The following is a 23,528-nucleotide window of genomic DNA, read 5'->3' as shown; positions in this document are numbered from 1 at the left end:
CGTGACACCCGGACCACAACCACTACACTGGTCGACTCGAAAGAGTAGTCCAATGCGCTGTGGTGAGATCGCCGAACGGCTGGACGAGCGCCTCCGGACCGACGAGTACGCCGACGTCGACGCCAGTGCCAACGGACTGCAGGTCGGGCCCGCCGACCGGGATATCGCTCGTGTCGCCGTCGCCGTCGACACGGCCGTCTCGACGATCGAGCAGGCCGAGAGCGCTCAGGCCGACCTGTTGGTGGCCCATCACGGGATCTCCTGGGGCGGGATCGATCGCGTGACCGGGACGGCCTACCGTCGACTCGCACCGCTGATCGACGACGGGATGGCGCTGTACGTCTCGCACCTCCCCCTCGATGGTCACCAGCGGCTGGGCAACGCCGCGGGCCTCGCCGAACTGCTCGAACTCCAGAACACCGAGCCCTTCGGCGAACTCGGCCCCGTCCACGTCGGCCAACGCGGGCACGCCCCCGACGCCTACAGCGTCGACGCGCTGCACAACCTCCTTGCGGGCGAACTCCCTCATGGCGGCGAAGGCGTACAGGTGCTCGACTTCGGACCGAACAAGATCGAAGACATCGCCATCGTCACCGGCAGCGGCGTCGATTGGCTGGAGGAGGCCGCCGAGAGCGGCGCGGACGCGTTCGTCACCGGCGAAGGCAAGCAGAAGGCCTACCACCTCGCGAAAGAACACGGCATTCACGTCTTTCTGGCCGGCCACTACGCGACCGAGACCTTCGGCGTAAAGTCGCTGCAGGACCTGCTCGAAGGGTGGGGCCTGAAGACGACGTTTATCCACGAGCCGACCGGGCTGTGATCGAGTCTCGGAGATCAACGATCACGATTCGAGGTATTCGATCGCTTTGGCGGCCATTCTGTCGGCGAAATCCGGGGCAACAGTACCCTGGGGATCGACTACTGTGCGGTCTTTGATCGTCGCGAGTACCCACGGTGAGCAGTAGGATGTCTTGTCGGGGTGCTTGCCCGAGAGCCACGCACTCCCAATCTCGTCGTTCCCTGGGAGATCACTCGTCGTCAGAGCCACGCAGATGTACTCCTGATCTGGGAACGGTAGCAATTCACCAGCCAGGACGAGCCAGAGGCGAGGATTCGTCCCCTCACGAAATGGGTCGGGGGCCCAGAAGACGTCACCGCGACGGTACGGCTCACTCACGTTCGTCACGCGGGTCCACCGCATATTCGTGCCACTCGTCGTAGGCCATCGACTCGTCTTCGTGACTCGCGGCGACCTGGCCGGCGTGGTTCGACGCCGCCTCGATACTCCTGACGTGATCACTGATCCGCCAGTAGCGGCCGCGGTGGTCAACTCGGCCACGCTCTCGAAGCCGGACGAGCGTCGGGCCGACTGATCCCTCGGTGACGGACGTTTCACTGGCTATTTCGCTCCGCGTGAACGCCTGTTCCGGGTTCGCTTCGAGGAAGGACAGGATCTCGTGGGCGTTCGTTCCGGGTGACCGTCCATCTTCGTCTTCAGGGATGTCTTCGAATCGTTCTGCGCTGATCGGCATGCTGTATCAATTGTATCGTATGTACTATTCGTACTAATTTATATCGCCAGTCGCTGCGACAGGCACTGCGTGTGTCACTCTCACGCCATGCAGGGGTCGGTCAGCAACGCTTTAGCCCGCGATTGTCCAAACGAGAGCAATGAGTTACCGGATCGGTCTCGTCGGCAAGCCCTCGGTGGGCAAGTCGACGCTGTTCAACGCCGCGACGATGAACGACGTTCCCGAGGGGGCCTACCCCTTCACCACCATCGACCCCACAGTCGGGGAAGCCTACGTCCGCGTCGACTGTGCCGCCCCGGAGTTCGAACACTCCTGCACCCCCAATCACGGCGTCTGCCGCGAGGGGACCCGTTTCGTCCCTGTCAAACTCGTCGACGTGGCAGGACTGGTGCCAGGGGCTCACGAGGGGCGTGGGCTGGGCAACCAGTTCCTCTCGGACCTCAACGAGACGGACGTGCTCGTCCACGTCGTCGACTTCTCCGGGCAGACGGATCTGGAAGGCGAGCCGACCGACGAGCACGACCCCCGCGAGGACATCGACTTCCTGGAGAACGAGCTGGACATGTGGTATCTCGACATCCTGGAGAAGGGCATCGAGCGCTATCACTCGGGCTATCACGGCGAGGAGCGCGATATCGAGGCCGATCTGGCAGAGCAGATGAGCGCCTTCGGCATCATCGAAGAGGAGATCAAACGGCTCGTCCTGCGACTGGATCTCGAACTCGACCCCGACACCTGGGACGAGGACGATCGCGAGGACCTGGCCCGGGAGATCCGCATGGAAACCAAGCCGATGGTCATCGCTGCGAACAAGATGGACACCCCCGCAGCCCAGGACAACTGGAGCGAGATCACGACCGACCCCGAGTACGACCACCTGACGTTCGTGCCCGTTTCGGCCCACGCCGAGAAGGCGCTCAAACACGGCGACGAACAGGGCGCGCTGGAGTACGTGCCCGGCGACGACGACTTCGAGATCGTCGCCGACCTGCCCGACGAGAAAGAGGCAGGGCTGGAGGAGATTCGCCAATTCGTCGGTGCCTACGGCGGGACCGGCGTGCAGACGGCACTGGAGACGGCGCTGTTCGACGTGCTGGACGCTATCGCGGTGTTCCCGGGTGCCGAACAGCCCCAGGACGACGGCACCTTCCTGCAGGACTGTTTCGTCCTGCCGGACGGGTCGACCGCCGAAGACTTCGCGTACTTCCTGCACTCCGATATCGGGGACGGGTTCTTGCACGCCCACGATATCCGCTCGGGTCGGCAGGTCGGGGCTGATCGGGAACTGGACCACCGGGACGTCATCGAGATCACCACGACGAACTAGGATTCGTCGGGGTTCGCGATTGGTCCGTGGCTGCTGTTTTCGGTTCCGGATAGAATATCTTGGCGTGCGCTGGCGAGCCCCCCGAGTCGAGAGGACGGGGGCTTTCTGGGACAACACCGTGACTATGACCCAGAAAGCCCCGACAGGGTCGACGGCTGCGACTCGCTGCGCGCTTCCTTCGCTCCGCTCAGTCCAGTGTCGTGCGGGCGACCCGTGAGTCGCCCGCACGGCCAGAGGGACCTCCGGTCCCTCCCTGCTTGCGTCGTCTCGCTCGCCGACCCTGTCGCCCCTTTCATTCCCATCCCGTAACCACACCCTCCCCAACCGATTGCGGTGCTCGCTTCGCTGCGCTCCTCATCCCCCGCACAGGGTCGGCTCGACACAAGCTCGAGCCAGTGCGCGCCACTACCTGGGTCAGAAGAGAGTCCAAGCGTCCGCCCTGTCCAGCCACATCGGGAAAACCACTATCGTTCCGACCCAAGATGTCCACCTATGGTCAGCGACCGGTGGCGACGATTCTACGAAGAACGCGACTACGACCACTGCATCTACCGCGAGGGCGAGACCATGATCGAGTACCTCGCGACGTTCTGCGAACAGATCGGTATCCCCGAGACAGTGCTCTCGGTCGGCTGCGGCCCCGCAGTTCTGGAACTCGAGCTGGCCGAGCGCTTCCCCAATACCGAATTCACCTGCGTCGACGTCGCCGACCGAGTGATCGAAGACGGACGCGAACGGGCAAGCGAGCAGGGACTCGAAAACGTCGAGTTCGTCGTCGGCGCACTCCCCGCCCTCGACCTCGAACGGCAGTTCGACCTCGTCTACTGCATGGCGACGACGTACTTCGTCCGGGACGTCGACGCCGCCTTCGCCACCCTCTACGAGCACGTCGAACTCGGGGGCTACCTCGTGGCCGACTACCCGAGCGAAGCCCTGGGGGAGTGGGTCGCCGAACAGGACGAACACACCCAGGCGTTCTTCGAACTTGTGGCGGCCGGCGAGAACATCTGGACCCGAGACGAGATCGCGACCCTGTTCGACGATTCAGTCGAGGACTACGGCGAGGCTGTCGGGGCCGCTGACACACTTACTCACGCAATCTACCTCGAGAAATCGTAGTCAGATCCCCTGACTCATCAGGTGGCTCCGAAGGATATCCGACTCCTTGTTTCCGGTGGCCGTATTGACGAGCACCACCGTCTCGTCGCCGTCGAACGCACCGCTATCAGCGAGTTCGAGCGCGCCGCTCGCCGCGGCTCCGCAGGTCGCACCCATCTCGATCCCGGCAGTCTGGGCGATATCGACCGCCGCGCCCAGGATCTCGTCGTCGGGCGTCGCCACCGCGGTCCCGCCGCTCTCCCGGACGGCGTCGAGGACGAGTCGGCTCGCGCCTGGATCAGCGACCTCGATCCCGCCGCAGATGGTGTCCGGGTGTTCGACGGGCTCGTGCTCGGCGCGGCCGGCCTCGAAGGCCTCGACGATCGGCGCACAGCCCGTGGCCTGGGCGGCGTGAAAGGCTGGACCGTCGTCGATCCAGCCCAGTTCTTGCAACTCGCGGGCGGCCTTGGCCATGCCGACGAGACCGACGCCACCGCCGGTCGGGTAGACGACGTGGTCGGGACTCTCCCACTCGCACTGCTCGGCGATCTCGTAGAACATCGTCTTCTTGCCCTCGTGGCGATACGGTGTCTCGAAGGTCGCAACCGAATACCAGTCTTCCTCGGTAATAGCGTCCCGAAACGCGGCCACGGCGTCGTCGAGGCGGCCACCGACGACGGTCATCTCGCCGCCGTGGACGTTGATCATCGCCTTGGTATCGAAGACGGCCCGCGAGGGAACAAACACCTCCGCGTCGAGGCCCGCCCGGGCAGCGTAAGCACTGGCTGCCTGCCCGGCGTTGCCCGCAGAGGGGAGCGCGACCGTCTCCGCGCCGTGCTCGCTCGCGGCCGTCACAGCGAGAGCCGCCCCGCGGTCCTTGAACGAGCCCGTCGGATTGCGCCCCTCGTCTTTGAGCAAGACCTGGTCGACACCCAGTCGCTCGGCAAAGTCGGGCGCAGAGACGAGCGGCGTCGCCCCCTCGTCCATCGTCACGAGCGTCTCGGCCGGGAAGGGCAGCAAGTCGGCGTAGCGAGCGATCCCCGAGAACGATCGCGATTCGAGTGTCTCGCGGTCGGTCGCGACCGCGTCGAGGTCGTAGGTCGGATCGAGAATCCCTCCGCAGTCGGGGCACTGATGCGTCGCAGCCTCGGGATCGAAGTCCTCGCCGCAGTCCGTACACCGCAATCCAGTGAGGGCCGCCGTCGTCTCCATGTGCCGGCCTGGGTTCCCCAGGGTCAAAGCGCTGTCCACCGCAACCGGTCGAAGTCGAATTTCGATCCGACGGACGCAGTCGTTTTGTGCCCGCCACCCGCAGGTCCGGCCATGACTGACGTTGCTGTCGCGGGCGGTGGCCTCGCGGGACTGGTCGCCGCACGCCACCTCGCCGAGGACGGATACGACGTGACGCTGTTCGAGCGCAACGACACCGTCGGCGGGCGCGTCCGAACAGTCCACGACGAGGGATTCACGTTCGACCGCGGGTTCCAGGTGCTCTTTACGGCCTATCCCGCCGTCCGGCGCGAACTCGATCTCGACGACCTGGGATTACGATACTTCACCGCGGGCGCGACCATCGCACGGGACGGCCAGCGATCGGTGCTCGCCGATCCGTTCGACAGCCCGGGCGACGCCGTCGAGACGCTGTTCAACCGCGAGGTCAGACTGGGCGACAAACTCGGGCTGTTTCGCCTCCAGCGTGAACTCGCCCAGACACCCGCCGAAGACATCCTCGATCCCGGACGCGAGGCGACGACGATCCAGCAGTACCTCGCGGACCGCGGCTTCTCGAGAGCCTTCGTCGAACGTTTCGCCGCGCCCTTCTACGGCGGGATCACGCTCGATCGCTCACTGTCGACGGACTCCCGGGTGTTCGAGTACACGTTCAAGATGCTCGAAGCAGGACGCACGGCCGTCCCGGCCGAGGGAATGGGCGCGATTCCCGAACAACTCCGATCCCGGGCCGAGAACGCTGGCGCGACGATCGAGACCGGCCACGAGGTCACCGCGGTCGCGGACAGCGAGGTGACGGTCGAGGGCGGGACGACCGCCAGCGAGACGGTCGAGACCGACGCGGTCGTGGTCGCGACCGACCCCAAACGCGCCCGGGAACTGACCGGCGTCGACTCGATCCCCACCGACGCGAAGGGCTGTGTCACGCAGTATTTCACGCTCGACACCTACTCGAAACTCGATACGGGCACGAAACTCCTGCTGAACGCCGAGAACGACCGACCGAACCAGATCGCGCCACTGTCGACGGTCGCGCCCGAGTACGCACCCGAAGGCACACAACTGTTGAGCGCGACCTTCCTCGGAGCACAGGAACAGAGCGACGAGGAACTGGCCGCCGAGGTTCGAGACGCCCTCGCGTCGTGGTATCCAGAGCGAGACGTCGGCGGACTCGAACTCCGGCACACAGACCGAATCGAGTTCGCGCAGTTCGCCCAGCCGCCGGGCTTTCTCGAAGACCTGCCCGATCCCGACGCGCCCGACGAACCCGTCGTGCTGGCTGGCGATTACACGCGGTGGTGTTCGATCCAGGGCGCTCTGGAGAGTGGCCAGCGGGCGGCCGAGACGGCCCGGGAGTATCTCCCATGAGCGAGGACGATACCGAGCGCGAGACGGAGCCAGCCACCGAGAAAGAGAAGATGATCGCCGGCAAAAACTACGATCCACTCGATCCCGAACTGACCGCCGCCCGCGACGCCGCCCGTCAACTGACGGGCCTCTACAACGACACCGGGCCCCACGAGGAAGACCGGCGGCGACTCCTCCTCGAAGAACTGCTGGGTTCTGGCGGTGAAACGGCCTGGATCGAACCACCCCTGTACTGTGATTACGGGTGGAATATCCACGTCGGCGAGCACTTCTACGCCAACTTCGGCTGCGTGTTTCTGGACGTCAGCGAGATTCGCTTCGGCGACCAGTGCCTGCTCGGGCCGGGCGTCCACGTCTACACGGCGGCCCACCCGATCGACGCCGAAACCCGGGCCGACGGGCCGGAGTGGGGCGAGTCGGTCGAGGTCGGCGACCGGGTCTGGATCGGCGGCCGTGCGGTGATCAACCCGGGCGTCACGATCGGCGACGACGTCGTCGTGGCCGCCGGCTCGGTCGTCGTCGACGACGTCCCGGACAACGTGGTCGTCGGGGGCAACCCCGCGGAAGTGATTCGAGACCTCGAATAGGGTGCTTCGGTACATACAAATCGCTCCTCGGCGAATCGACGCCCATGACTCCCGAGGACTTCCTCGACACAGTTCGTGACGAAACCCAGACGCCGCTCTCGCGACTCGGCTCCTCGAAATCGCTCTACGCCGACACCGCCGGCGAGATGGAACCCGACGCCGTGATCGCTGCCGCTATCGCCGACGAGCGCGCCGCGGCCGAGACCTTCGAGACGTGGGCCGACGATACGGAGGGACCGCTCGGAGGCGCCTTCGAGGACGCCGCCGCGCTCGCCCGCGAGCACGCAGCGAAACTCGAAAGCGAGACCGACGCCGAGATTCTCGAGGCCTCGACGCTGTACGACTCGCTCACACAGTTGGAGGGGACGATCGAGCGACTCGGCGGGTTCGTCGGGCGCTCGCTCGTGACCAAGAAGAAGGCCGATCAGCGGACCGGCTTCTTCGTCGGGCAGGCCGACCCCCAGACTTCCCGGCTCTTCCGCGGGTTCGCCGACGACGTCGACGCCCAGATCGAACAGGCCGCGGACCTGCTCGCCGGCCAGTGCGAGGACGACAGCGACTGGGAGTCCGCCGAACAAGCGGCAATCGAGAGCATCGAGGTCGCCTACGAGGAGTACGTCGAGACGCTCGAAGGCATGGGCGTCAACCCCAAAGACGTCTGCTGAGCGCCGCGCCGAACGCGCAGCTCACGACAGTGCTCGACCGCAGGCCGGGCACTCCGGCCCGGTGTCGCCCTCGGCTGGCTCGACCGCCAGCTGACAGTGCGCACACCAGCGGCGCTCACTCTCGTCCTCACCAGGTGTATCGTGAGTCATGGCATCAATCGATCTCGTCAGGTAGCTCGACCGGAACTGATCCCTTCGTGTAGCCGTCGAGCCAGCCGTCGGGTCGCACCCGGAAGATGACGGCCGGGCGGTGGCCCACGTCCGGCGTCGCAGTTTTGATCTCGTTCCACTGCTGATCCGTGAACGACGAGCAGTCCACGAACAGCGTGACGCCGCCGCCGTGTTCCTCTAACTGTCCGGAGGTCTTGTTGGCGGCTGTCTGGCGGATCGCCGTGACCGCCGAGTTGGCCGCGCGGTCGCCCGGCGGCACGGGCCGTGTGACCTCGACCAGCGCCGTCTCGGCGTCGGCGCGGTCGACCCGGAAGTCGATCGAGTGCCCGGTCGAGATCTCGATCTCGGGAGTGACGTCGTACCCTTGTTCGGACAGGAGCTTCGCCACGGTGAACTCGCTCATCGTCGCGGACATCCGACTCAGATTGAGGTACTCGGAAGTGCCGAGTTTCGAGGCCATCACGTAGCGGTACTCGTCGAGGACGCCCGTCTCCAGAAAGTCGTCGTAGAATTCGAGCGCAGTCTCGCGACTCGCGTCCGGGAAGCCGGCGGCGTGTTCGCGGAAGAACTCCCGCGTGGTCTCCCGGCCGTCTTTCGAGAGGAAGACAGGGAGGAAAAACCACGCCAGTTTGGGCGTCTCTTCGAGCCACGGGTCTTCCTCGTAGAGCTGGGCCAGCAACTCCCGCTGGGCCCACTCCGAAACGGGATCGGGCGCTTCGTCGAAGGTGACCTTGTTGGTCCCCCACAAGGTCTTGGGCGTCTCGGTGTTGCCCATCCAGTAGGCGTCGTCGTTCCAGCAAAACAGCGCCACGTCGCCGTTGTCCATCTCGAACCGCTTGGCCTGGTAGCCCGCAGGCGGTTTGTACCACGGGCTAGCCATCGTCGCCCCGAGGTTCGCGTCCAGCGCCCGGTAGATTTCTGCGCGGACGCGCCCTTCGGTCCAGTGTTCGGTCGACACGCGAAATCGCAACGGAGTCGCCACATTGAGTGGTATGCCGGCGGCTCCTATAGGTGTTCGGTGCCTGGCCGACGCGACCAGAGGTTGGGGGTTTGAACAACGCGAAGACGATCCTGCTCGCGAGGCTCGTAGGCTGCGTCGTCTCTCGTTCAAATCCCAGACTGCTTGCGCTGCTCACGGATTGTTCGCAGCAGCAAGCCTCGCGGTTCGCGTTCGCTCTCCGCTCGGCACTACCGCGGCCTCGCTTCGCTCGACCGCGCGAAGCCAGGGGTGGGATTTGAACCCACGAACTCCCGATTACAAGTCGGGTGCTTGGACCACCCAAGCTCCCCTGGCGCAGATGGGGATAGCAGGGACGTGCTTTAAGGCGTATCGCTTTCGACCGGCTTCTCCAGGGTCACCCGATGGGCGTCGTACCCGTGACGCATATAAAACCGCCGCGCAGCCTCGTTCGCGGCCATCACCTCCAACGCGACGACGTCCGCCCCCTCCGCCACGAGCGCGTCCTCGGCGACGTCGAGCAACTGCGAACCGATCCCGAGTCCCCGGAGTTCGGGCACGACGTAGATGTTCTGGATCAACCCCTTCGTCGTCGAGCGCGCGAACGTGCTGCCCTCGATCGTGTAGGAGACGAACCCGACGATCCGGCCGTCCTGTCGAGCGACCCGAACCTCCGAAAGTGCGATCTGACGGGCCAAGGTCTCTCGAATCCGATCCCGGTTTCCGTCGGCTTCGAGGTGCGACCCGTGTTGGCGCTGGCCGGCCGCGAGATCGACCCATCGGTCCACGAGCGTGTCGAGATCGGTCATCGTCGGCGCTTCGATGGCGGCCCAGTCCTCGCTCATGCTGTCATCCCCCAATTGCCCACTGCCGGCTCACACGTCCCGACAATCCGCACAGAGCAACTGACCGTTGAACGAGGTCAGATCCGACGCGAGCGCGCCGCAGCGCTCGCAGATCCCCTGCTCGGAGAATCCACCGCCGCCCTCGCCGTCGGCCTCCATGCGCTCCATGCGAGCCGAGTCCACTTCGCGATCGGTCGCTTCCTCGCCCGGGGAGAGCGTCGTCGCCGCGACGACGTCGCGCTGGGTGAGGACACCGACCGGCTCGCCCGTGGCGTCGACGACGAGCAACTGCGTCGCCGAGCGCGCGAACAGTTCGTCGACGGCCGCCTCGATCGACTTCTCGGGTGCGATCGTCGGCACGTTCTCTGTCATGCACTCGCCGACCGTTCCCTCGTCGTCGCCGTCGTGGACGAGCCACGAGAGGACGTCGCGCGCGGTCACCATCCCGATGGGGTCCTGGCCACGGAGGACGATTGCCCCCGCGAGATCCTCGTCGAGCAACAGCGCCGCCGTCTCGACGACGCTATCGGATTCGCTCACCCCGACGTAGTCACGGGTCATCGCCTCGCGGACTGTGACGTCGCCGTTCATACCCGCTATTTCTTCAGGTGGCGTCTAAAAGGTACCTGCAGTAGGCTTATTGTCTCGCCATGCGAATTGTTCACATTCTGCAGCCGAAACGAGCCCGGCGTTTCAGAAGTCGACTTCCACGTCGGTCCCGTTCGCTCGACTCGATTCGAGGGCATGTTTCGCGGCCATCCCGGCCTCTTCGGCCAGCGAACCGCGGCCGACGCCGACCTGCAGTTCGACGCCGACGTCGTCGTGGACGTGCTCGACGACGTCCTGATAGTCCGCGGCGTCCATGTCGGGACAGACCGCGATGACGTTGTCGCCGCCGACGAAAAACGAGAGTCCCTCGTGGGCCTCGCGCATGTACTTCATCAGGGCGGCGTAGCCCTGTTCGATCTGGATGAACGTGTCGAACTCGCTGAGTTTGTCGGTGTACTTGCCCGTGGCGTCGACAACGTCGAAGTGCGCAATTTGAACGTCCTCGTCGGTCCGGAACTCCGTGTCGATGTGCCGGCCCTCCAGCACTTCCCGCCGGGATTTGTCCTGTGCGCTACCGGCTTCCTGCAGTTGCTCGGTCGCGGTTTCGAGCGCGGCCGCGGGCGTGGTTCCGGTCGCGACGGAGAGGCTCATCGTCACCGGATAGCGGTTGCCCACCGACTCCTGGATCATGGCGTGATCCTCGATGGTGAGGCCGTTCGACACCGCGATCATGTTGTCGAAGCGGGTGAAGAAGACGTACCCGCCGCGGTTGCCGAACAGCTGTGAGAGATCGGCGTACAGCCGCGACTGCAGCGTCTGGAGATCGACTTCCCGACGTGGTTCAGGCGTGACCGTCCACGGACCGTAGTTGTCGATCTGGACGTGGGTAAGCTGCGTGTTCGTCACTGTTGGCCCGGCGTAGAATCCGCGCGTGTATTGGTGTGTCGATATGCTGTGTCTACGCCACTGTACGAGGAGTCCAGAGACACACGTTGCAAGTTTACCAAAAGTGACACAGGTTTTTAATTTCGGGGACGATACCATTCGACGTGGAGAGAGAGCATGCCTCTGACAGTGCTCTCTCACCCACAATATGCCACAGCAACCGCCGAGAGGCGGTCTTATGCGTGTTCGAGTTCGTACGGCCAGTAGCCCGCGTCACGCAGTGCGCGACCCATCGCCTTGTGGAAGTCCGGGAAGTCCTCGTACTCGTCCTGGTCGACGTACTCGAAGATCTCCTCGACGCTGACGACCGTCTCGTAGTCGATCCGCACCGGATGGTCGCCGTAGTTCTCGACGTACTCCTCGGCGGTCAGCGGGAAGTCCTCCCCCTCGTCGATCTTCTTCGCGAGGACGGCGTGGCCGTACTTGCGTCGGCCCTCGCTTCCTTCCTCGCCGTCAGGATCGTGTGGCCAGTCCATACCAGTAGCTACGGCGGTCGAGCCAAAAGGATTGTCCTCCGTCGGTCGAAAAGCTATATCACTCCCATGGCGTATGGTACGTCTATGTCGAAGGAGGTCGACGTCCGCCGGCGAAGTCGGCCAGCGGGTCGTGGGGGACCGCGAGTGAGCGTCCGTGAACGGTGATCGCCCGCGAGGAGACGGGTTCCAGTCCGACGAGCGCGCGAGCAGCCGCGGCGCGAAAGCCGCCGTCGGCGTCGTGATCGTCCTCGGGCTCGTCACGCTGTACACCGTTTTTGGGGGACCGTTACCGTTCGTCGCCTCGGGCGGTCCGGCGCTCGATTCGGTCCCCAGCGAAGCGGACGTCGTCGTCTACACCGACGCCTGGACGTTCTCCAGTGACACTTCCCGGAACGTCGTCGATGGATTCCTCACCGTCTCCAACGAATCGCTGCCGGGCTACACCGGCCCGGCCTCGCTCAGCGAAGCCTTCCGAAGTCTCGGCGATACCTCACTGGAACCGTTCCGGCTCCGCTCGGTGACAGCGTTCGGCAGCTACGACCAGACCGGACGCGTCGGCCCCTACCAGGGGCTCGTCCTGAAGACGACCTGGAGCCGGAGCGATATCATGTCGGGGTTCGGGGGTGGCCGCGACGCCTACGAGCGACGCGACCACCACGGGACGGCCGTCTTCGTCCAACCGTCGAGTAGCGCCACGCTCCCCGCAGTCGCACAACTCGAACGCGATCGGTTCGTCGTCGGGACCGAACCGGCCGTCAGAGACGCCATCGACGCCCACACCGGCCGTGACAGGGGCCTGAACGACACGCTCCAGTCGCGCTTCGACGACCTCGATCGTGGCCCCGTCCGGTTCGTCGCCGCTATGCCCGAGGGAGTTCCGGGCGAGCCGATCGTCCCCGCGGACGTCGCACGATCGATTCGGGGCATCGAGACGGTCGGCGGAAGCTACTATCCCGACGGTGGAGACGCGACCGTCTCGCTCACGGTCGGGACCGCCGATGCCGCGAACGCGACAGCCGTCGCGCCGATGCTCCGAGACGGAATCGAAGCGACCCGGTCGCACGTCCCCGCGGAGACGCGCGCGCTACTGGCAGGTGCACGCGTCGATCGGACTTCAGACGGCGTCACCATCTCGATATCCGGGCCAGTCGAGAGCTTCCTCGGCGGCTACCGGGCGGTCATCGACACCGGCCTGCTCAATCTGCTCACCGGCACACCGGTCGGCGAGCCGTCTCTGGAACTCGTCCCGGACGACGTCGACGCCGTCGGGTACGCCGACGCCGGGTTGGTCGCCGACCCGACGGCACAGGCACTGTTCGAACGGCTGCTGACTGTCGGCGATCCCGCGAACGAGACCACGGTCGACCGGCTCTTCCGCGGACTCGAAACCGTCTCGGTCGAGAACCTGACGTCGGTTCGCTCGGCGACCGTCTTCGCGCAGGGCGTCGAGCGCAACGAGACCGAGGCGGCAGCGATCCTCCAGGCGAGGTGGAGCCACGCCGACGCACGAGCAGCGCTCGACGCCGCGAACGCCACCTATCGCGAAGAATCCTACCGCGGTCAGCAGGTGCTGATCGCGACCGAAAACACACAGTCGGTGTGGATCGCCTCGGTGAGGGCCAACAGGCAGGTGATCGGGACAGACGAGGCCGTACAGGACGTGATCGCAGTCTCCCGGGGCGATCAGGAGGCGCTGTCCGGCCCGCTGGCAGTGGCGATACGCAATCGGGCGAGCTACCTCCGGGCCGCCTCGGTGGTGCCCGAGGCAGCGACCGACGCTGCTGGCCCGTTCTCGGAAGTCGTCGGGGACGTCGACGTGCTCGGCGCGAGCTACGAGTCCGTCGACGACCGAGTCGTCGGCCGGATCGACCTGCACTTCCGCACCGAGTCGCGGGCCGACGAGGCCGCAGACGTCCTCGGGGCGGTGTTGACCCTCGGTGGCGGTGCGATCGACGACGAGCAGGTTCGCCAGTTGCTCGAATCGGCGACGGTGAGCCAGGACGGGCGCGTCGTCACGGTGACGGCACGGACCGATCCCGAGACGTTGCTCGCGCTCGTCGACCGGCTCGCCGGGGGAGAGCAGGCCCAATCAGCGACCGGACTGACAACGCTTTTGCCCGGTGACCCGGCACCTGCAGGTGAACAACCGTGAGTCTGCGTGCGCTGCTGGGCAAGGAGGTTCGCTGGAGCAAGCACAACGCCGCTGCCCTGCTGGTGTTAGTGCTCGTGTTGCCGGCGACATTCGGCTACGCGAGCGTCGCCTTTCAGACGGTGATCCCGCAGGACGCCCCCGTGGCAGTCGTCGCCGGCGACGAGAGTGTCGACGACGCCAGCCTCACCGTCGTCGAGACGGCGGTGTCGAGTTTCGGAGCGCCCCGACGCTACGACTCCGAGGCGGCAGCGACTCGTGGACTCCACCGCGAGGAGGTCTACGCCATGATCACGGTCCCGCCGGGACTGGCCAATGGATCGAAAGCGACCGAGATACAGCTTTCCGTCGACGGGAGTATGGTCCTGTTCGAAGAGCCCTCCCGGGCGATGGTGAACGTCCTCAACTACCGGTTGGGTTCGGTTCCGATCGGGGACGTCTCGGTCCAGCACCGCGTCGTCGGCGACAGCCACACCCTGGCGGAGTATCTCATCCCGATCTTGCTGATCGGGACGCTGATGCTGTTCGCCTTTACCTACGTTCCCTACAACCTCGCCGCGGAATCACGCGCCATCGAGCGCGTCCGTACCGAGTCCTCTCTGGAGGCGCTCGTCACCGCGAAACTCGTCTACTTCACCGCACTCATGCTGGTCCCCATCGCCGTCTTCGGGCTCGTGACGAGGGCGCTGGGCTATGCGATCACGCCGGCGTCGATCGGCCTCGTGGCCATCCTTCTGTTGTCGTTCGTCGCGATGACTGCCGTCGCCATGACGATCATGCTCCTGACGCGCTTCGGGACGGCCGGCCGGTTTATTTGCGTGATCGTCATGTTCGGATTGCTCTCGTTTGGCGGGATCATCTACCCCGCAGGGTTCTTCTCGCCGCTGCGGCGGTCGATCGTCCGCTCGGTCCCGCTGCACTACGCGACGATCGTCACCCGCGGGGAGATGCTTCGGGACGTCCCGCTGTCGGTCTACTCGGACTTCCTGCTCATCATCGGGGGCACAGCGCTGGCCGCACTGGGCGCGCTGAAACTCGGCATCGTCGCCTACCGGAGGGGTGACTGACCATGTCGGACCTCGCTGTCGAGCGCGTGAGTAAAGACTACGGGACCGTCCTCGCGCTGGACGACGTCTCGCTGTCGGTCGACCCCGGCGAACTGCACTGTCTGGCCGGCCCGAACGGCTCCGGGAAGTCGACGCTCTTTCGCGTTTTCCTCGGGCTGACGAGTCCGACCAGCGGCGAGGTCGCGCGACCGCCGAGTGGGCAACTCGGAACGAGCTTTCAGGAACCGGCCTTCTACCCCTCGCTCACGGTCGGCGAGAACATCGAGGTCTTTCGTGGACTGGCCGGCAATCCCGACCTGGAGTGGGTCAGGCGGGTCGTCCGCGTGTTCAACCTCCCGAAGGTGCTCGAACGCCAGGCCGGCGACCTCTCGGGGGGATACAGCAAGCAACTCGACCTGGCGCTCGGCCTGCTGAACGAACCGGAGTACCTGCTGCTGGACGAACCACTGACCGACCTCGACGACGTGACGACCGAGTCGCTACTGTCGTTTCTGGAATCGTACGCCGACGCGGGCAACGCCGTGCTGGTGTCGAGCCACCGGATCGCAGAGTTCGCGGCCACGCTCGATCGACTGACCGTGATGGACGGCGGGCGCGTCGTCTACGACGAACGGCGCGAGGCTATCGACGGCGTCGGCCCAAAGCAGATCGAGCGCGTCTACCGACGAGCGATCGCAGAGAGGAGAGATTAGGCTTCGACGGGTCGGTTCTGCTTGCGCGTGACGTAGCCCGCGATCCGGTTGCGGACGCCCTTGGACTCGATGTTCGTGAGTTCGGTCACGAGTTCCTTGTTCTGCTCGAAGTCGCTGCTGAAGGCGTCGGGGTACTTTTCCATCAGGATCGTTCCTGTCTTCTTGACGTAGGCCGGTTTGATCGCCATGTGGCCCCACGTAACCGGACAGTGCTCAAAAAGGATTCGAAGCGCGACTCACCACTCGGCGTTCTCACGGACCACATCGAACGCGGCCTGCTCGCGCTCCCCGCCACACGTCTCGACGACGTCCTCGAAGTAGGACAGACGCTCCCGGAGACGCTCCTGGTCGTAGGCTTCCACACCGAGTCGCGAGGCCGCGACGGTCGCCTCGATCACGGCGTAGTAGCCGCGATTGGTCGTCCGGACGCTGCGATTCGCGACCGCCCCGTCCACGGGTTCCAGCGCCCACTCGACCCACTGCGTACCGCCCTCCTCGCCAGCGTCGCGGCGTTCAGTCTCGACTTCGACCCAGGCGTCGGCACTCGCGAGGATCGGCTCGTCTTCCTCGCGAATCGTCATCGCGGCCTCGGCGAAGTCCACAGGATCGGGCGTGAACTGGACGTAGCCGTGGCCGCGCTCGCGGAAATTCCGCCAGGTCCGGGTCCGGCCCCACGTCGTCGCCGTGACGGGCTCGCCAGCGTGCAGGCCCAGCGCAGCGACGTTCCACCGGCCGTTGGGGCCGAGCGTCGTCACGACCGACTCGGTGACCCCGCGCAGGGCGACCAGCCATCCGTCGCCGCTCGTGGTGTCCTCGCCGGTCACACGTCCAGCCCCCGTTCGAGCGCGATGAACAGGCCCGCCGCCACGATGTCGGCGGTCGTCCCGGGGTTGACCCCCCGCTCGACGAGGTCGTCGGCCATCGTTTCGGCGTCCTCGTCGCCCTCCAGCACGGCCGCCGCCCGCTCGCTGACGCGTTCTGCGGTCGTCTCGTCGTGGTTGATGGCGACGAACGTGTCAGGTTCCTCGGCCAGCGCTTCGAGGAAGACCCGCGACGCGCGGTCGGCCACCGGCCCGTCGAGATCCGAGAGTCGATCAGCGGTCCAGAAGCTACGCTCGAAGCCGCCGACCCACTCGCGGGCGACGCCGTCGTGGGCGGCCGACCGTTCCATGATCGCTTCGAGCGTCAGGTCGCGGGCGTGGAGTTCCGGGACGGCGTCGCTCCCCCGACGGACGTCCAGCGCGTCCATATCCTCGGGGGGGTCGTCGACGGAGACGTCGACGTGCTCGAACGCCCTGTAGAAGCCGGCCGCGTCGGTGACGGTCGTCGAGTCGACGACCGCGGAGACACCCTCAGGGGCCAGTGTTCCGCGACCGGCAGCGCGAGCGAGCGGCACGACCAACAGGAGCGCGCCGAACTGGGTGTTGCCGCCGGACTGCTCGCTCATCCCCGCGACGGCGCGCTCGAAGGCCTCACCGACGGGCGGTCCATCAGCCTTCGCGGCCGCCCGGAGACCGCGCTGCGATCCAACTGCACCCGCCAGAAAGTGCTCGAATCGGAGGTCGTCGTACTCGCGGTGGCGGTCGACGTTGCCGGGTTTGGGCGTCCCCGCGACTTCCAGCAGGAGTGCCAGTTCGGCGTTTTCACCTGTCGTTCTCATACCGACCCCTCCACCGCCGCGAGGTACTCGTCGATGGCCCGTCGAACTCGATCGAGAACAGTCGGATCGTCGCTCGGCCGGCCGACGCTCACGGCATCAGCGCCGTAGTCGAGATACTCCCGGACCGTCTCGCGATCCCGGACGCCGTTGTTGGCGATCACGAACGTTCCGTCGTCAGCGGCCTCGACCACGTCAGCAACGACGCCCTCGCTGTCCATCGCGTCGACGTGGAGGACGTCCGCGCCGGCCTCGACCGCGCGGCCCGCGACCGCTGGCAAGTCGACACCGTCCACTTCAGTCCGGACCTTGACGCTCACCGTCGCGCCCGTCTCACTGGCGGCCCGGACCTGTGCAGCGAGTCGTGCGGGGTCGTGAAGGAGTGACTCGCCCGCACCCGCACGGCACATCTCGTCCTGTCGGCAGTGGGCGTTGATCTCGATGATCGCATCGTGACTGGCACAGATCCGTGCGGCCTCCCGGATCGGCGGGGCCGAACTGGCCCGGACGTTGAAGCCCGGGCGCACCGCTATCGGGTCCAGCGCAGCCAACTGGACGTCGACGAAGACGAACGGATCCGACGGCAGGAACTCGGTTCGGTCGCGCTCGACCAGCTCGCGGGCGGCCTCGCGGGTCGGCCCGTCGAGCGCGATTCCCCCGAGAAACGCCGCGCCAGCGTACTCGCTGCCGGCAGCGGCCCAGGCGACATCGGACTGCCCGGAGAGACTCGCCAGCGCGAGGCGTGGCTGGACGTCGAAACTCACGCTGTCACCTCCGCGAGCGCGTCCGCCACCGCGCTCGCGACCCGCTCGGCGTCTGCTTCGGTGTCCAGTTCGGTGTCGGTCCGGACGACCGGCCGGCTCAGTTCGGTCCCGTCAGCCTCGTCGAGGACGAACGCGTCCGCGAAGGGGTATGCCGCCGCGACGCCGGCCGTCGAGGGATCCATCCCCTCGGCGGCCATGAGTTTGGCGGCGGGACCAGAGAAGACCCGATCCTCGACGAACGGCGAGACGGCGACCACGGGCGTCGATTCGAGCGCCTCTCGGAAGTCGTCCAGCGCAAGCATGGGACCGATACTCGTCACCGGGTTCGACGGCCCGATCACCACCGGGTCGTCGAGCGCTTTCAGCACTGCGTCCGTCGGCCGGGCGTCCTCGGCACCGCGAAACTCGACGCGCTCGACGCTGGGTTCGCCCTGACGGGCGACCCACCACTCCTGAAAGTGCTGGACGCCGTCGGGCGTGTGGATCAGACTCGCCACGGGATCGTCGCTCATCGGCAGGATCGGCCGGTCGACACCGAGCGCGTCGGCGAGCGTCCGGGTGGCCTCGGTGAGAGAGCGACCTTCGTCGAGCAACCCCGTGCGGGTGAGGTGGATCGCCCGATCCCTGTCGCCGATGTGCATGAACTCCCCGACCGCAGAGAAGCGCCGCCAGCGCGAGATGTCACGACCCGTAGTCTGCTCGCTTTTGGAGAGATATCGCGGACCCGAAGCGAGTCCCGCGGCGTCCGCGAGTCGACGAAGTTCGTCGTGGGTCGCGGCGGTGTCGCCGTCGATGCCCCACCAGGTCTCGCGGTCGAGGACGTCACCGTCGAGAAAGAGAACGGTGTCGACGTCCGGACAGACGAGATGGCCCCCTAACTCGATATCGTCGCCAGTGTTCGCGACGACGGTCGTCTCCGCGGGGTCGAAGACCGCGTCGGCTCCCGCGAGGAGTTTGGGCGTGCCCGTCCCGCCCGAGAGAAACGTCACCATGTTCGAGTGCACGCAGGGGACTGGATAAACGCTTTCGACAGTGGCGACGGTATGATGAGACACCGCATTCGTGAGATCTGACCCGCCGAAACGACTTTTGGTAGTACGTGCGTGTTACTATAGTATGTCCGAAGCAGCTACGAACGGTGACGGCGAGGACGACATCGTCACGGTGAACTTCAAGCTCACCGAGTCGTTCCTCGAAGAGATCGACGACACGTGGCAGGGGCGTGGCTTCAACAGCCGGAGCGAGTTCATCCGGTACACGCTCCGGGACGCGGTCGAGTTCCCGACGTTCGACCGCGACGAACTGCTCGCTCTCCTCGCGGCCGAGGAAGACGTGCGAAACGACCAGACGATGAGCGCCGAGAGGGCACGCGAACGGTTCGGAACGGACGATGAATAGCGAGGGGTGGGAGTGGGAACTCGCCCGAAAAGCGCGGGACGATCTCGACAAACTTGATCCGACAGTGCAGGACCGTATTCTCGAAAAGCTCGACGAGATCGTCGACTCGCCGTGGCGCGACCCGCCCGAGTACGGAGAGCCACTGCAGAACAGTCCCTACCGGAAGATTCGCGTCGGGGAGTTTCGCCTCTCGGTGACGTTCCGGCAGGACGAAACGCGGCTGGTCGTCGCCCGGATCAAACGGCGTGGCGGCGCGTACACGGCCGACGACGATTGATCGCGATGGGGAATTTGACCGACCACGTCGCTAGAAGAAGATGTCGAGGAAGCTCACGACGGCGAACAGCCCCGCGACGATGCCGAGGACGAACAGCGCGACTCCCCAGATGAACGTCCCGTCGACGAGCAGTTCGGCCACCATCAGCACGACGCCGACCACGAGCAACAGGCCCGCGACCAGCAGCTGGAAGCCGCCCTCTACGAGTTCGCCCAGATCGAGTTCGAACACGTCGAGTACCTCGTCCATATCCGGCGGATGTTCGTCCAGATTGAAAAGGTCGGTGGCCTCGAACGCTACTTCGGGACGCCGTGCTATCGCAACACCACGGATTTCCCGAGCGGCGATACACCTATCTATCTCTGTCAACGACGTATTCGCATGAGCCACCAGGTCCGGTTGAGCGACGACGTCTACGAGCGGATCAAGAGCCACAAGCGAGAAGACGAGACGTTTTCGGAGGCCGTCGATCGCCTGATCGGGGGAAGATCTCTCCGGGACCTCCGCGACGTGTTCGACGACGACCAGGTGACAGCGATGCGGGAGGCCATCGAGGACGCGGATCGTGAGGATCGGCAGGCGGTCCGCGAGGTTGCGGAGCGCTTCGAATGATCGTCGACACGAGTTTCGTCCTCGACGTCATCGACGGCGTCGAGGCAGCCGTCGAGAAAGAACGAGCGCTGGAATCAGAGGGCGTCCCGCTGGTGATCCCGTCGATGACAGTGCTGGAACTGTACATCGGCATCGGAAACGTCGCGCAGACACAGGCAGAGCGTCGGCGGGTCGAGGCCGTGCTGGACTCGTATCCGGTGGCGAATCTGACGCCGAGTATCGCGCGGCGTGCCGGCCGGCTGCTGGGCGAACGGATGGCCGATGGACCGGACGATGAGGGCCCCGGAATCGGAAAGGGGGACGCGGCGATCGCCGCGACGGCACTGGAGCGTGACGAACCTGTACTCGCCGCGGACCGACACTACGAGCAGATCCCCGGCGTCACGGTCGAAACGTACCGGTAGGCTGCTCGACCATGGCCTGGAGTTCCTCGTCCGTCGTACTCCAGGCGGCGTCTGCCTGCTCGCTGATCCAGTTCGTGGAGCGCGGTTCCGAGAGCGTGTCCGCGACTGCACGGACGCGCTCGCGGGCACTCATCGCTTCCTGTCAGAGCTGGAAAAGCCCTCACGACGGCGCCGCGGCGGTGTCACTACCGTCACGTTCGAAGGGTAGATCGATCCGGAGTTCGTCGAACCACACGACCGGTCGCTTTCGTTGTGCTTCATCGACGAAGTAGACGATACCGAGTCGCGCGAGTCGCGTGAGTTCCTCGTGGACGTTCTTGACGTCTCGATCGACGACACGGGCTGTCTCGTTGATGCTCGCCGGTCGGTCGCGCCGAACTGCCTCGATCAGATCGAGCGTCCGCGGCGTGAACGTCGACAGCAAGTCGTCGTAGCTCTCGAAGCAGATCGTCGGCGGTGAGTCGATGTCTTCGTCCGCCTGAAGACCTCGAATCGCCGCTCGGACGTCGTCGTGAAACGCCGACGAGGGGCCGACGGTAACGACGAGCGTCGATTCGTGCTGGAGCTGTTCGCGTTCCATCGGATGCAACGGTGGCGTGTCAGTCATGGGGGTCACCTCGCTGGGGGTCGTCGGCGATCTCGAACGCTGCTTTGGGGATCTCGCGCCAGAACCGATCCCAGAGATCGACCATGCCGGGAAACTCGACCTGGACCGGTTCGGGATCTGGGGCTGCGTGGAGTTCGTGGCCTTTCGTGTCTTCGTGTGCGTTGTCCTACCGCCGGATCGTCCCGTCTTCGAGCGTCGCCGGCGGGTTCGGTTCGGTCGCCCCGTAGTGGAGGTTGTACGCCCACCCGGAGGGGTATACATCGCGGTCCGTCCGAATCACGAAGACGCGGACGAGCGTCCCGTCCTCGTACTTCATGGTCCGACTGATCCCGTCCAGTTGGTCCTCCGGCAGGGGACTCATCCTCGTCTATTGGTTGTGCGGCCAATAGCATAGTTCTATTGGTCAGGAGACCAATTGTCGGGGCCCGGGTAGCGTGTCCAGCGTAGGAAGCCAGTGGTTCCACGGCACGAAAACCGTCCAGTAGAACTATACGATTCCTCGACAACTCTCGGGTAATGCGAACGCGCCGGGAACTGCTCGCTGGGCTGAGTGCTGCGATCGCACTGGCTGGCTGTACGGACGACGACGGCGAAAACGGGACCACCGACGGGCCTGCCACGTCGACCACGGACGACACGCCGACAACAGAAACACCCACAGACACGCCTACAGACACACCAACAGAAACAGATACTCCGACAGAAACACCTCCGGAGGATACACCAACCGACACTCCCGAACCAACACCTGAACCTGATCCTGAGAAAGATTTTGAAGAAATATACGAAGAGAACATGGTATACGCTAGGGGTGCCGGAGAAAACACTAACTGGGATCAGATTAAAAGAAAACTAGAAAACGAAAACGGCCACGACCTAGATAACCTAGAAGTCGACAGCAGATTCATCGAAGACCTCGCCTCCTGGGTAAACAACTACAAAGACGACTACGTAGCAGCTGAAGCACTTGCATACGGCCTCTACGAAGAATTCGACGTCGGAACAGACCAGGTCATCGTCGACGCAAGGACTGCCAACGACGGAACACAAGGCCACATGACCTCAATACTAATCAAACAAAGCGACGGCGGCGTCGTCAAAGACACAGACCTACCCATCGACAGCGACCCACTCGAAGAAGGAAACCCCGGCTACAAAAGACACGACGAAAACACCAACCTCTCACCCAGAGAACAAAGCCTCAAAGACATCTGGAACTCAGAAGAAACGGGCATAAGAAGTTGGCTTGATCATGATGGTTTGATTGCTCACATTGGAGACGGTTATATTACGGAAGGCGGTCAGAATACTCTCAGCCGATTAAACGATGACTTGGTAATAGGATATGAATCTGAAAATCATGCTGACCCTGAGAAGGGTGGTGAAGTCGTCTACACTGAATCAGCGTTTGAGCAGGTTGGAGAAGTTCTTGATCCGACAAACATCAATGCTAATCCGCAAACAGTAGGAGTTCAGGCATGGGATCTTGTCGTCAACGCTTCCAAGCAGTATCACAATAATGTTGACAGAGAGAACGGTGACTTCCTAGCAATCGGACACGATGGCGAAGACTTCACCTACAATATCGTACACAAAGATAGAAAAGAAGAGTTAGAACACAGACTCTTCAGCGAGTACTTGGAAGAATAATCACTCGCTTAGCGGATTACGACTTACTACCGCTTGTCCACTACCAAACTCTCCTTCTTCGCTGCCGTTGGGGTAGTCTGTGAAGAGTGGTCCGTTGATGGTTTCCTGCCGGGAATCGGGTTGGAGGTTGTCGACTGGTTCTGAAATATCCGTTGTCTCTACTTCTATCCCGGTGAATTGGTTGTCGGTTCCTTCATAGATCATCAAGTTGGAGGCGGATTGCAGGTCGCTTTTGCTTGTGTTCCATTCTCCGTAGTCGAGGCCGCCGATGTACATCCACTGGTACAGATCAGATTCCGGAACACTACCCGGATCATTTATATCCTGCCTGAACCCGAACACACAGTTATACGTTGAGTTCTCAGTGGAGTCCTGGATCGGCAACGCCGCGATCTCCGTCGCTACGGCCGTTCGCTATCGTTTGCGCTGAATCCGTCGCTCATATTCGGGATTCCGGACTGCGATGTCGTTCCTGCCACTGGCGACACTCGGCCAGAAAC

At 64.5% G+C, this 23,528-nt stretch carries 31 protein-coding genes, 1 tRNA gene and 2 pseudogenes; 14 read left to right on the top strand and 20 right to left on the bottom strand.

Features of this window, described 5'->3' with window-relative positions; genetic code table 11:
• Positions 1-52 precede the first annotated feature (52 nt).
• The gene (locus DV733_RS11880; RefSeq protein WP_049994497.1) at positions 53-820 is read left to right on the top strand and encodes a Nif3-like dinuclear metal center hexameric protein; all 768 of its coding nucleotides are present in this window, start codon (positions 53-55) and stop codon (positions 818-820) included.
• Between the two features lie 21 nt (positions 821-841).
• On the opposite strand, the gene DV733_RS11875 is transcribed toward DV733_RS11880, so the two are convergent.
• Both DV733_RS11875 and DV733_RS11870 read right to left on the bottom strand, forming a co-directional pair.
• Positions 842-1,177: a hypothetical protein gene (locus tag DV733_RS11875; protein WP_202594317.1), complete on the bottom strand. Its 336-nt coding sequence runs from the start codon at positions 1,175-1,177 to the stop codon at positions 842-844.
• On the bottom strand, positions 1,170-1,532 hold the full coding sequence (locus DV733_RS11870; RefSeq protein ID WP_049994498.1) for a hypothetical protein: 363 nt from the start codon (positions 1,530-1,532) through the stop codon (positions 1,170-1,172). Before DV733_RS11870 ends, DV733_RS11875 begins: the two co-directional genes overlap by 8 nt.
• A gap of 139 nt (positions 1,533-1,671) precedes the next feature.
• On the opposite strand from DV733_RS11870, the gene DV733_RS11865 reads away from it, so the two are divergent.
• Entirely contained in the window at positions 1,672-2,859 is a 1,188-nt protein-coding gene (locus DV733_RS11865) for a redox-regulated ATPase YchF (protein WP_049994499.1), read from the top strand.
• 492 nt (positions 2,860-3,351) lie between these two features.
• Positions 3,352-3,978 (top strand): class I SAM-dependent methyltransferase, encoded by a 627-nt coding sequence (locus DV733_RS11860; RefSeq protein ID WP_049994500.1) that lies wholly within the window; start codon positions 3,352-3,354, stop codon positions 3,976-3,978.
• Here DV733_RS11860 and DV733_RS11855 read toward each other — a convergent pair whose 3' ends face one another.
• A complete protein-coding gene (locus DV733_RS11855; RefSeq protein ID WP_049994501.1) occupies positions 3,979-5,169 on the bottom strand; it encodes a threonine synthase in 1,191 nt (396 codons plus the stop codon).
• Positions 5,170-5,280: 111 nt separating this feature from the next.
• Between DV733_RS11855 and DV733_RS11850 the strand changes: the two genes are divergently transcribed.
• Genes DV733_RS11850 through DV733_RS11840 form a run of 3 tightly spaced genes read left to right on the top strand, consistent with a single transcriptional unit; the run spans position 5,281 to position 7,807 of the window.
• The gene (locus tag DV733_RS11850) at positions 5,281-6,555 is read left to right on the top strand and encodes an NAD(P)/FAD-dependent oxidoreductase (RefSeq protein ID WP_049994502.1); all 1,275 of its coding nucleotides are present in this window, start codon (positions 5,281-5,283) and stop codon (positions 6,553-6,555) included.
• Positions 6,552-7,142: a sugar O-acetyltransferase gene (locus DV733_RS11845; RefSeq protein WP_049994503.1), complete on the top strand. Its 591-nt coding sequence runs from the start codon at positions 6,552-6,554 to the stop codon at positions 7,140-7,142. The genes DV733_RS11850 and DV733_RS11845 overlap by 4 nt, the downstream gene beginning before the upstream one ends.
• A gap of 44 nt (positions 7,143-7,186) precedes the next feature.
• Entirely contained in the window at positions 7,187-7,807 is a 621-nt protein-coding gene (locus DV733_RS11840) for a hypothetical protein (protein WP_049994504.1), read from the top strand.
• Between the two features lie 21 nt (positions 7,808-7,828).
• Here DV733_RS11840 and DV733_RS17745 read toward each other — a convergent pair whose 3' ends face one another.
• The 7 genes from DV733_RS17745 to DV733_RS11810 form a co-directional block, all read right to left on the bottom strand.
• Positions 7,829-7,957 (bottom strand): hypothetical protein, encoded by a 129-nt coding sequence (locus DV733_RS17745; protein ID WP_257217567.1) that lies wholly within the window; start codon positions 7,955-7,957, stop codon positions 7,829-7,831.
• 4 nt (positions 7,958-7,961) lie between these two features.
• Positions 7,962-8,960, bottom strand: coding sequence for a DUF5784 family protein (locus DV733_RS11835; RefSeq protein WP_049994505.1), 999 nt, complete (start codon positions 8,958-8,960; stop codon positions 7,962-7,964).
• 238 nt (positions 8,961-9,198) lie between these two features.
• Positions 9,199-9,272, bottom strand: a tRNA-Thr gene (locus DV733_RS11830).
• A gap of 26 nt (positions 9,273-9,298) precedes the next feature.
• Positions 9,299-9,781, bottom strand: a complete 483-nt coding sequence (locus tag DV733_RS11825) for a GNAT family N-acetyltransferase (protein ID WP_237560506.1) — start codon at positions 9,779-9,781, stop codon at positions 9,299-9,301.
• 30 nt (positions 9,782-9,811) lie between these two features.
• Positions 9,812-10,372, bottom strand: coding sequence for a CBS domain-containing protein (locus tag DV733_RS11820; protein ID WP_049994506.1), 561 nt, complete (start codon positions 10,370-10,372; stop codon positions 9,812-9,814).
• Between the two features lie 102 nt (positions 10,373-10,474).
• Entirely contained in the window at positions 10,475-11,236 is a 762-nt protein-coding gene (locus DV733_RS11815) for a GTP cyclohydrolase III (RefSeq protein WP_049994507.1), read from the bottom strand.
• Between the two features lie 215 nt (positions 11,237-11,451).
• Positions 11,452-11,751, bottom strand: coding sequence for a DUF5785 family protein (locus DV733_RS11810; RefSeq protein ID WP_049994508.1), 300 nt, complete (start codon positions 11,749-11,751; stop codon positions 11,452-11,454).
• A gap of 154 nt (positions 11,752-11,905) precedes the next feature.
• Here DV733_RS11810 and DV733_RS11805 point away from each other — a divergent pair, with 154 nt between their 5' ends.
• Genes DV733_RS11805 through DV733_RS11795 form a run of 3 tightly spaced genes read left to right on the top strand, consistent with a single transcriptional unit; the run spans position 11,906 to position 15,659 of the window.
• Positions 11,906-13,903, top strand: coding sequence for a hypothetical protein (locus DV733_RS11805; protein ID WP_049994509.1), 1,998 nt, complete (start codon positions 11,906-11,908; stop codon positions 13,901-13,903).
• Positions 13,900-14,967: an ABC transporter permease gene (locus DV733_RS11800; RefSeq protein ID WP_049994510.1), complete on the top strand. Its 1,068-nt coding sequence runs from the start codon at positions 13,900-13,902 to the stop codon at positions 14,965-14,967. Before DV733_RS11805 ends, DV733_RS11800 begins: the two co-directional genes overlap by 4 nt.
• A 2-nt stretch (positions 14,968-14,969) precedes the next feature.
• Complete coding sequence (locus tag DV733_RS11795) at positions 14,970-15,659, top strand: ABC transporter ATP-binding protein (RefSeq protein ID WP_079979485.1); 690 nt, start codon at positions 14,970-14,972, stop codon at positions 15,657-15,659.
• Here DV733_RS11795 and DV733_RS11790 read toward each other — a convergent pair.
• The 5 genes from DV733_RS11790 to cofD are packed head-to-tail and all read right to left on the bottom strand — an operon-like array spanning position 15,656 to position 19,072.
• Positions 15,656-15,847, bottom strand: coding sequence for a 30S ribosomal protein S17e (locus DV733_RS11790; RefSeq protein WP_049994511.1), 192 nt, complete (start codon positions 15,845-15,847; stop codon positions 15,656-15,658). The genes DV733_RS11795 and DV733_RS11790 overlap by 4 nt on opposite strands.
• Before the next feature lie 48 nt (positions 15,848-15,895).
• A complete protein-coding gene (locus DV733_RS11785; RefSeq protein WP_049994512.1) occupies positions 15,896-16,483 on the bottom strand; it encodes a DUF447 domain-containing protein in 588 nt (195 codons plus the stop codon).
• Positions 16,480-17,319: a triphosphoribosyl-dephospho-CoA synthase gene (locus tag DV733_RS11780; RefSeq protein ID WP_049994513.1), complete on the bottom strand. Its 840-nt coding sequence runs from the start codon at positions 17,317-17,319 to the stop codon at positions 16,480-16,482. Before DV733_RS11780 ends, DV733_RS11785 begins: the two co-directional genes overlap by 4 nt.
• Positions 17,316-18,080: a tRNA-dihydrouridine synthase gene (locus tag DV733_RS11775; protein WP_049994514.1), complete on the bottom strand. Its 765-nt coding sequence runs from the start codon at positions 18,078-18,080 to the stop codon at positions 17,316-17,318. Before DV733_RS11775 ends, DV733_RS11780 begins: the two co-directional genes overlap by 4 nt.
• On the bottom strand, positions 18,077-19,072 hold the full coding sequence (gene cofD, locus DV733_RS11770; RefSeq protein WP_049994515.1) for a 2-phospho-L-lactate transferase: 996 nt from the start codon (positions 19,070-19,072) through the stop codon (positions 18,077-18,079). Before cofD ends, DV733_RS11775 begins: the two co-directional genes overlap by 4 nt.
• A 124-nt stretch (positions 19,073-19,196) precedes the next feature.
• Between cofD and DV733_RS11765 the strand changes: the two genes are divergently transcribed.
• Together DV733_RS11765 and DV733_RS11760 are read left to right on the top strand one after the other, a co-directional pair.
• Complete coding sequence (locus DV733_RS11765) at positions 19,197-19,478, top strand: ribbon-helix-helix domain-containing protein (RefSeq protein ID WP_049994516.1); 282 nt, start codon at positions 19,197-19,199, stop codon at positions 19,476-19,478.
• The gene (locus DV733_RS11760) at positions 19,471-19,755 is read left to right on the top strand and encodes a type II toxin-antitoxin system RelE family toxin (protein WP_049994517.1); all 285 of its coding nucleotides are present in this window, start codon (positions 19,471-19,473) and stop codon (positions 19,753-19,755) included. Before DV733_RS11765 ends, DV733_RS11760 begins: the two co-directional genes overlap by 8 nt.
• A gap of 30 nt (positions 19,756-19,785) precedes the next feature.
• Here DV733_RS11760 and DV733_RS11755 read toward each other — a convergent pair whose 3' ends face one another.
• The gene (locus DV733_RS11755; protein WP_049994518.1) at positions 19,786-20,004 is read right to left on the bottom strand and encodes a hypothetical protein; all 219 of its coding nucleotides are present in this window, start codon (positions 20,002-20,004) and stop codon (positions 19,786-19,788) included.
• A 132-nt stretch (positions 20,005-20,136) separates the two neighbouring features.
• Between DV733_RS11755 and DV733_RS11750 the strand changes: the two genes are divergently transcribed.
• A complete protein-coding gene (locus DV733_RS11750) occupies positions 20,137-20,367 on the top strand; it encodes an antitoxin VapB family protein (protein WP_049995322.1) in 231 nt (76 codons plus the stop codon).
• Positions 20,364-20,771, top strand: coding sequence for a PIN domain-containing protein (locus DV733_RS11745; protein WP_049994519.1), 408 nt, complete (start codon positions 20,364-20,366; stop codon positions 20,769-20,771). The genes DV733_RS11750 and DV733_RS11745 overlap by 4 nt, the downstream gene beginning before the upstream one ends.
• Before the next feature lies 1 nt (position 20,772).
• On the opposite strand, the pseudogene DV733_RS17140 reads toward DV733_RS11745, so the two are convergent.
• The 3 genes and pseudogenes from DV733_RS17140 to DV733_RS17880 form a co-directional block, all read right to left on the bottom strand.
• A pseudogene (locus tag DV733_RS17140) lies at positions 20,773-20,904 on the bottom strand (DUF7342 family protein); the annotation flags it as partial.
• A 27-nt stretch (positions 20,905-20,931) separates the two neighbouring features.
• The gene (locus tag DV733_RS11740) at positions 20,932-21,351 is read right to left on the bottom strand and encodes an HVO_A0114 family putative DNA-binding protein (protein ID WP_049994520.1); all 420 of its coding nucleotides are present in this window, start codon (positions 21,349-21,351) and stop codon (positions 20,932-20,934) included.
• Positions 21,352-21,370: 19 nt separating this feature from the next.
• Positions 21,371-21,739: pseudogene (locus tag DV733_RS17880) on the bottom strand (toxin-antitoxin system TumE family protein).
• Between the two features lie 155 nt (positions 21,740-21,894).
• Between DV733_RS17880 and DV733_RS17465 the strand changes: the two are divergent.
• Positions 21,895-23,028 carry a hypothetical protein gene (locus DV733_RS17465; protein WP_178115772.1) on the top strand — a complete coding sequence of 378 codons (1,134 nt, stop codon included), beginning with the start codon at positions 21,895-21,897 and terminating at the stop codon, positions 23,026-23,028.
• Here the strand turns inward: DV733_RS17465 and DV733_RS11725 are convergent, their stop codons facing one another.
• Entirely contained in the window at positions 23,029-23,412 is a 384-nt protein-coding gene (locus DV733_RS11725) for a hypothetical protein (protein WP_136342342.1), read from the bottom strand. It lies immediately after the preceding gene.
• Positions 23,413-23,528: the final 116 nt, after the last annotated feature.

The organism is Halapricum salinum (genome assembly GCF_004799665.1).
Lineage (GTDB): Archaea > Halobacteriota > Halobacteria > Halobacteriales > Haloarculaceae > Halapricum > Halapricum salinum.
Note: the sequence above shows the minus strand (reverse complement) of the source record. Positions and strands in the feature narration are given on the sequence as shown.

Bases quoted from the DNA above. Each gene is read 5' to 3' on its own strand.
- DV733_RS11870 (WP_049994498.1), bottom strand. From the start codon at position 1,532: ATGCCGATCAGCGCAGAACGATTCGAAGACATCCCTGAAGACGAAGAT.
- DV733_RS11765 (WP_049994516.1), top strand. From the start codon at position 19,197: ATGTCCGAAGCAGCTACGAACGGTGACGGCGAGGACGACATCGTCACG.
- DV733_RS11840 (WP_049994504.1), top strand. From the start codon at position 7,187: ATGACTCCCGAGGACTTCCTCGACACAGTTCGTGACGAAACCCAGACG.
- DV733_RS17465 (WP_178115772.1), top strand. From the start codon at position 21,895: ATGCGAACGCGCCGGGAACTGCTCGCTGGGCTGAGTGCTGCGATCGCA.
- DV733_RS11790 (WP_049994511.1), bottom strand. From the start codon at position 15,847: ATGGCGATCAAACCGGCCTACGTCAAGAAGACAGGAACGATCCTGATG.
- DV733_RS11760 (WP_049994517.1), top strand. From the start codon at position 19,471: ATGAATAGCGAGGGGTGGGAGTGGGAACTCGCCCGAAAAGCGCGGGAC.
- DV733_RS17745 (WP_257217567.1), bottom strand. From the start codon at position 7,957: ATGACTCACGATACACCTGGTGAGGACGAGAGTGAGCGCCGCTGGTGT.
- DV733_RS11850 (WP_049994502.1), top strand. From the start codon at position 5,281: ATGACTGACGTTGCTGTCGCGGGCGGTGGCCTCGCGGGACTGGTCGCC.
- DV733_RS11845 (WP_049994503.1), top strand. From the start codon at position 6,552: ATGAGCGAGGACGATACCGAGCGCGAGACGGAGCCAGCCACCGAGAAA.
- DV733_RS11740 (WP_049994520.1), bottom strand. From the start codon at position 21,351: ATGGAACGCGAACAGCTCCAGCACGAATCGACGCTCGTCGTTACCGTC.
- DV733_RS11795 (WP_079979485.1), top strand. From the start codon at position 14,970: ATGTCGGACCTCGCTGTCGAGCGCGTGAGTAAAGACTACGGGACCGTC.
- DV733_RS11825 (WP_237560506.1), bottom strand. From the start codon at position 9,781: ATGAGCGAGGACTGGGCCGCCATCGAAGCGCCGACGATGACCGATCTC.
- cofD (WP_049994515.1), bottom strand. From the start codon at position 19,072: ATGGTGACGTTTCTCTCGGGCGGGACGGGCACGCCCAAACTCCTCGCG.
- DV733_RS11865 (WP_049994499.1), top strand. From the start codon at position 1,672: ATGAGTTACCGGATCGGTCTCGTCGGCAAGCCCTCGGTGGGCAAGTCG.
- DV733_RS11780 (WP_049994513.1), bottom strand. From the start codon at position 17,319: ATGAGAACGACAGGTGAAAACGCCGAACTGGCACTCCTGCTGGAAGTC.
- DV733_RS11755 (WP_049994518.1), bottom strand. From the start codon at position 20,004: ATGGACGAGGTACTCGACGTGTTCGAACTCGATCTGGGCGAACTCGTA.
- DV733_RS11750 (WP_049995322.1), top strand. From the start codon at position 20,137: ATGAGCCACCAGGTCCGGTTGAGCGACGACGTCTACGAGCGGATCAAG.
- DV733_RS11880 (WP_049994497.1), top strand. From the start codon at position 53: ATGCGCTGTGGTGAGATCGCCGAACGGCTGGACGAGCGCCTCCGGACC.
- DV733_RS11745 (WP_049994519.1), top strand. From the start codon at position 20,364: ATGATCGTCGACACGAGTTTCGTCCTCGACGTCATCGACGGCGTCGAG.
- DV733_RS11860 (WP_049994500.1), top strand. From the start codon at position 3,352: ATGGTCAGCGACCGGTGGCGACGATTCTACGAAGAACGCGACTACGAC.
- DV733_RS11810 (WP_049994508.1), bottom strand. From the start codon at position 11,751: ATGGACTGGCCACACGATCCTGACGGCGAGGAAGGAAGCGAGGGCCGA.
- DV733_RS11855 (WP_049994501.1), bottom strand. From the start codon at position 5,169: ATGGAGACGACGGCGGCCCTCACTGGATTGCGGTGTACGGACTGCGGC.
- DV733_RS11820 (WP_049994506.1), bottom strand. From the start codon at position 10,372: ATGAACGGCGACGTCACAGTCCGCGAGGCGATGACCCGTGACTACGTC.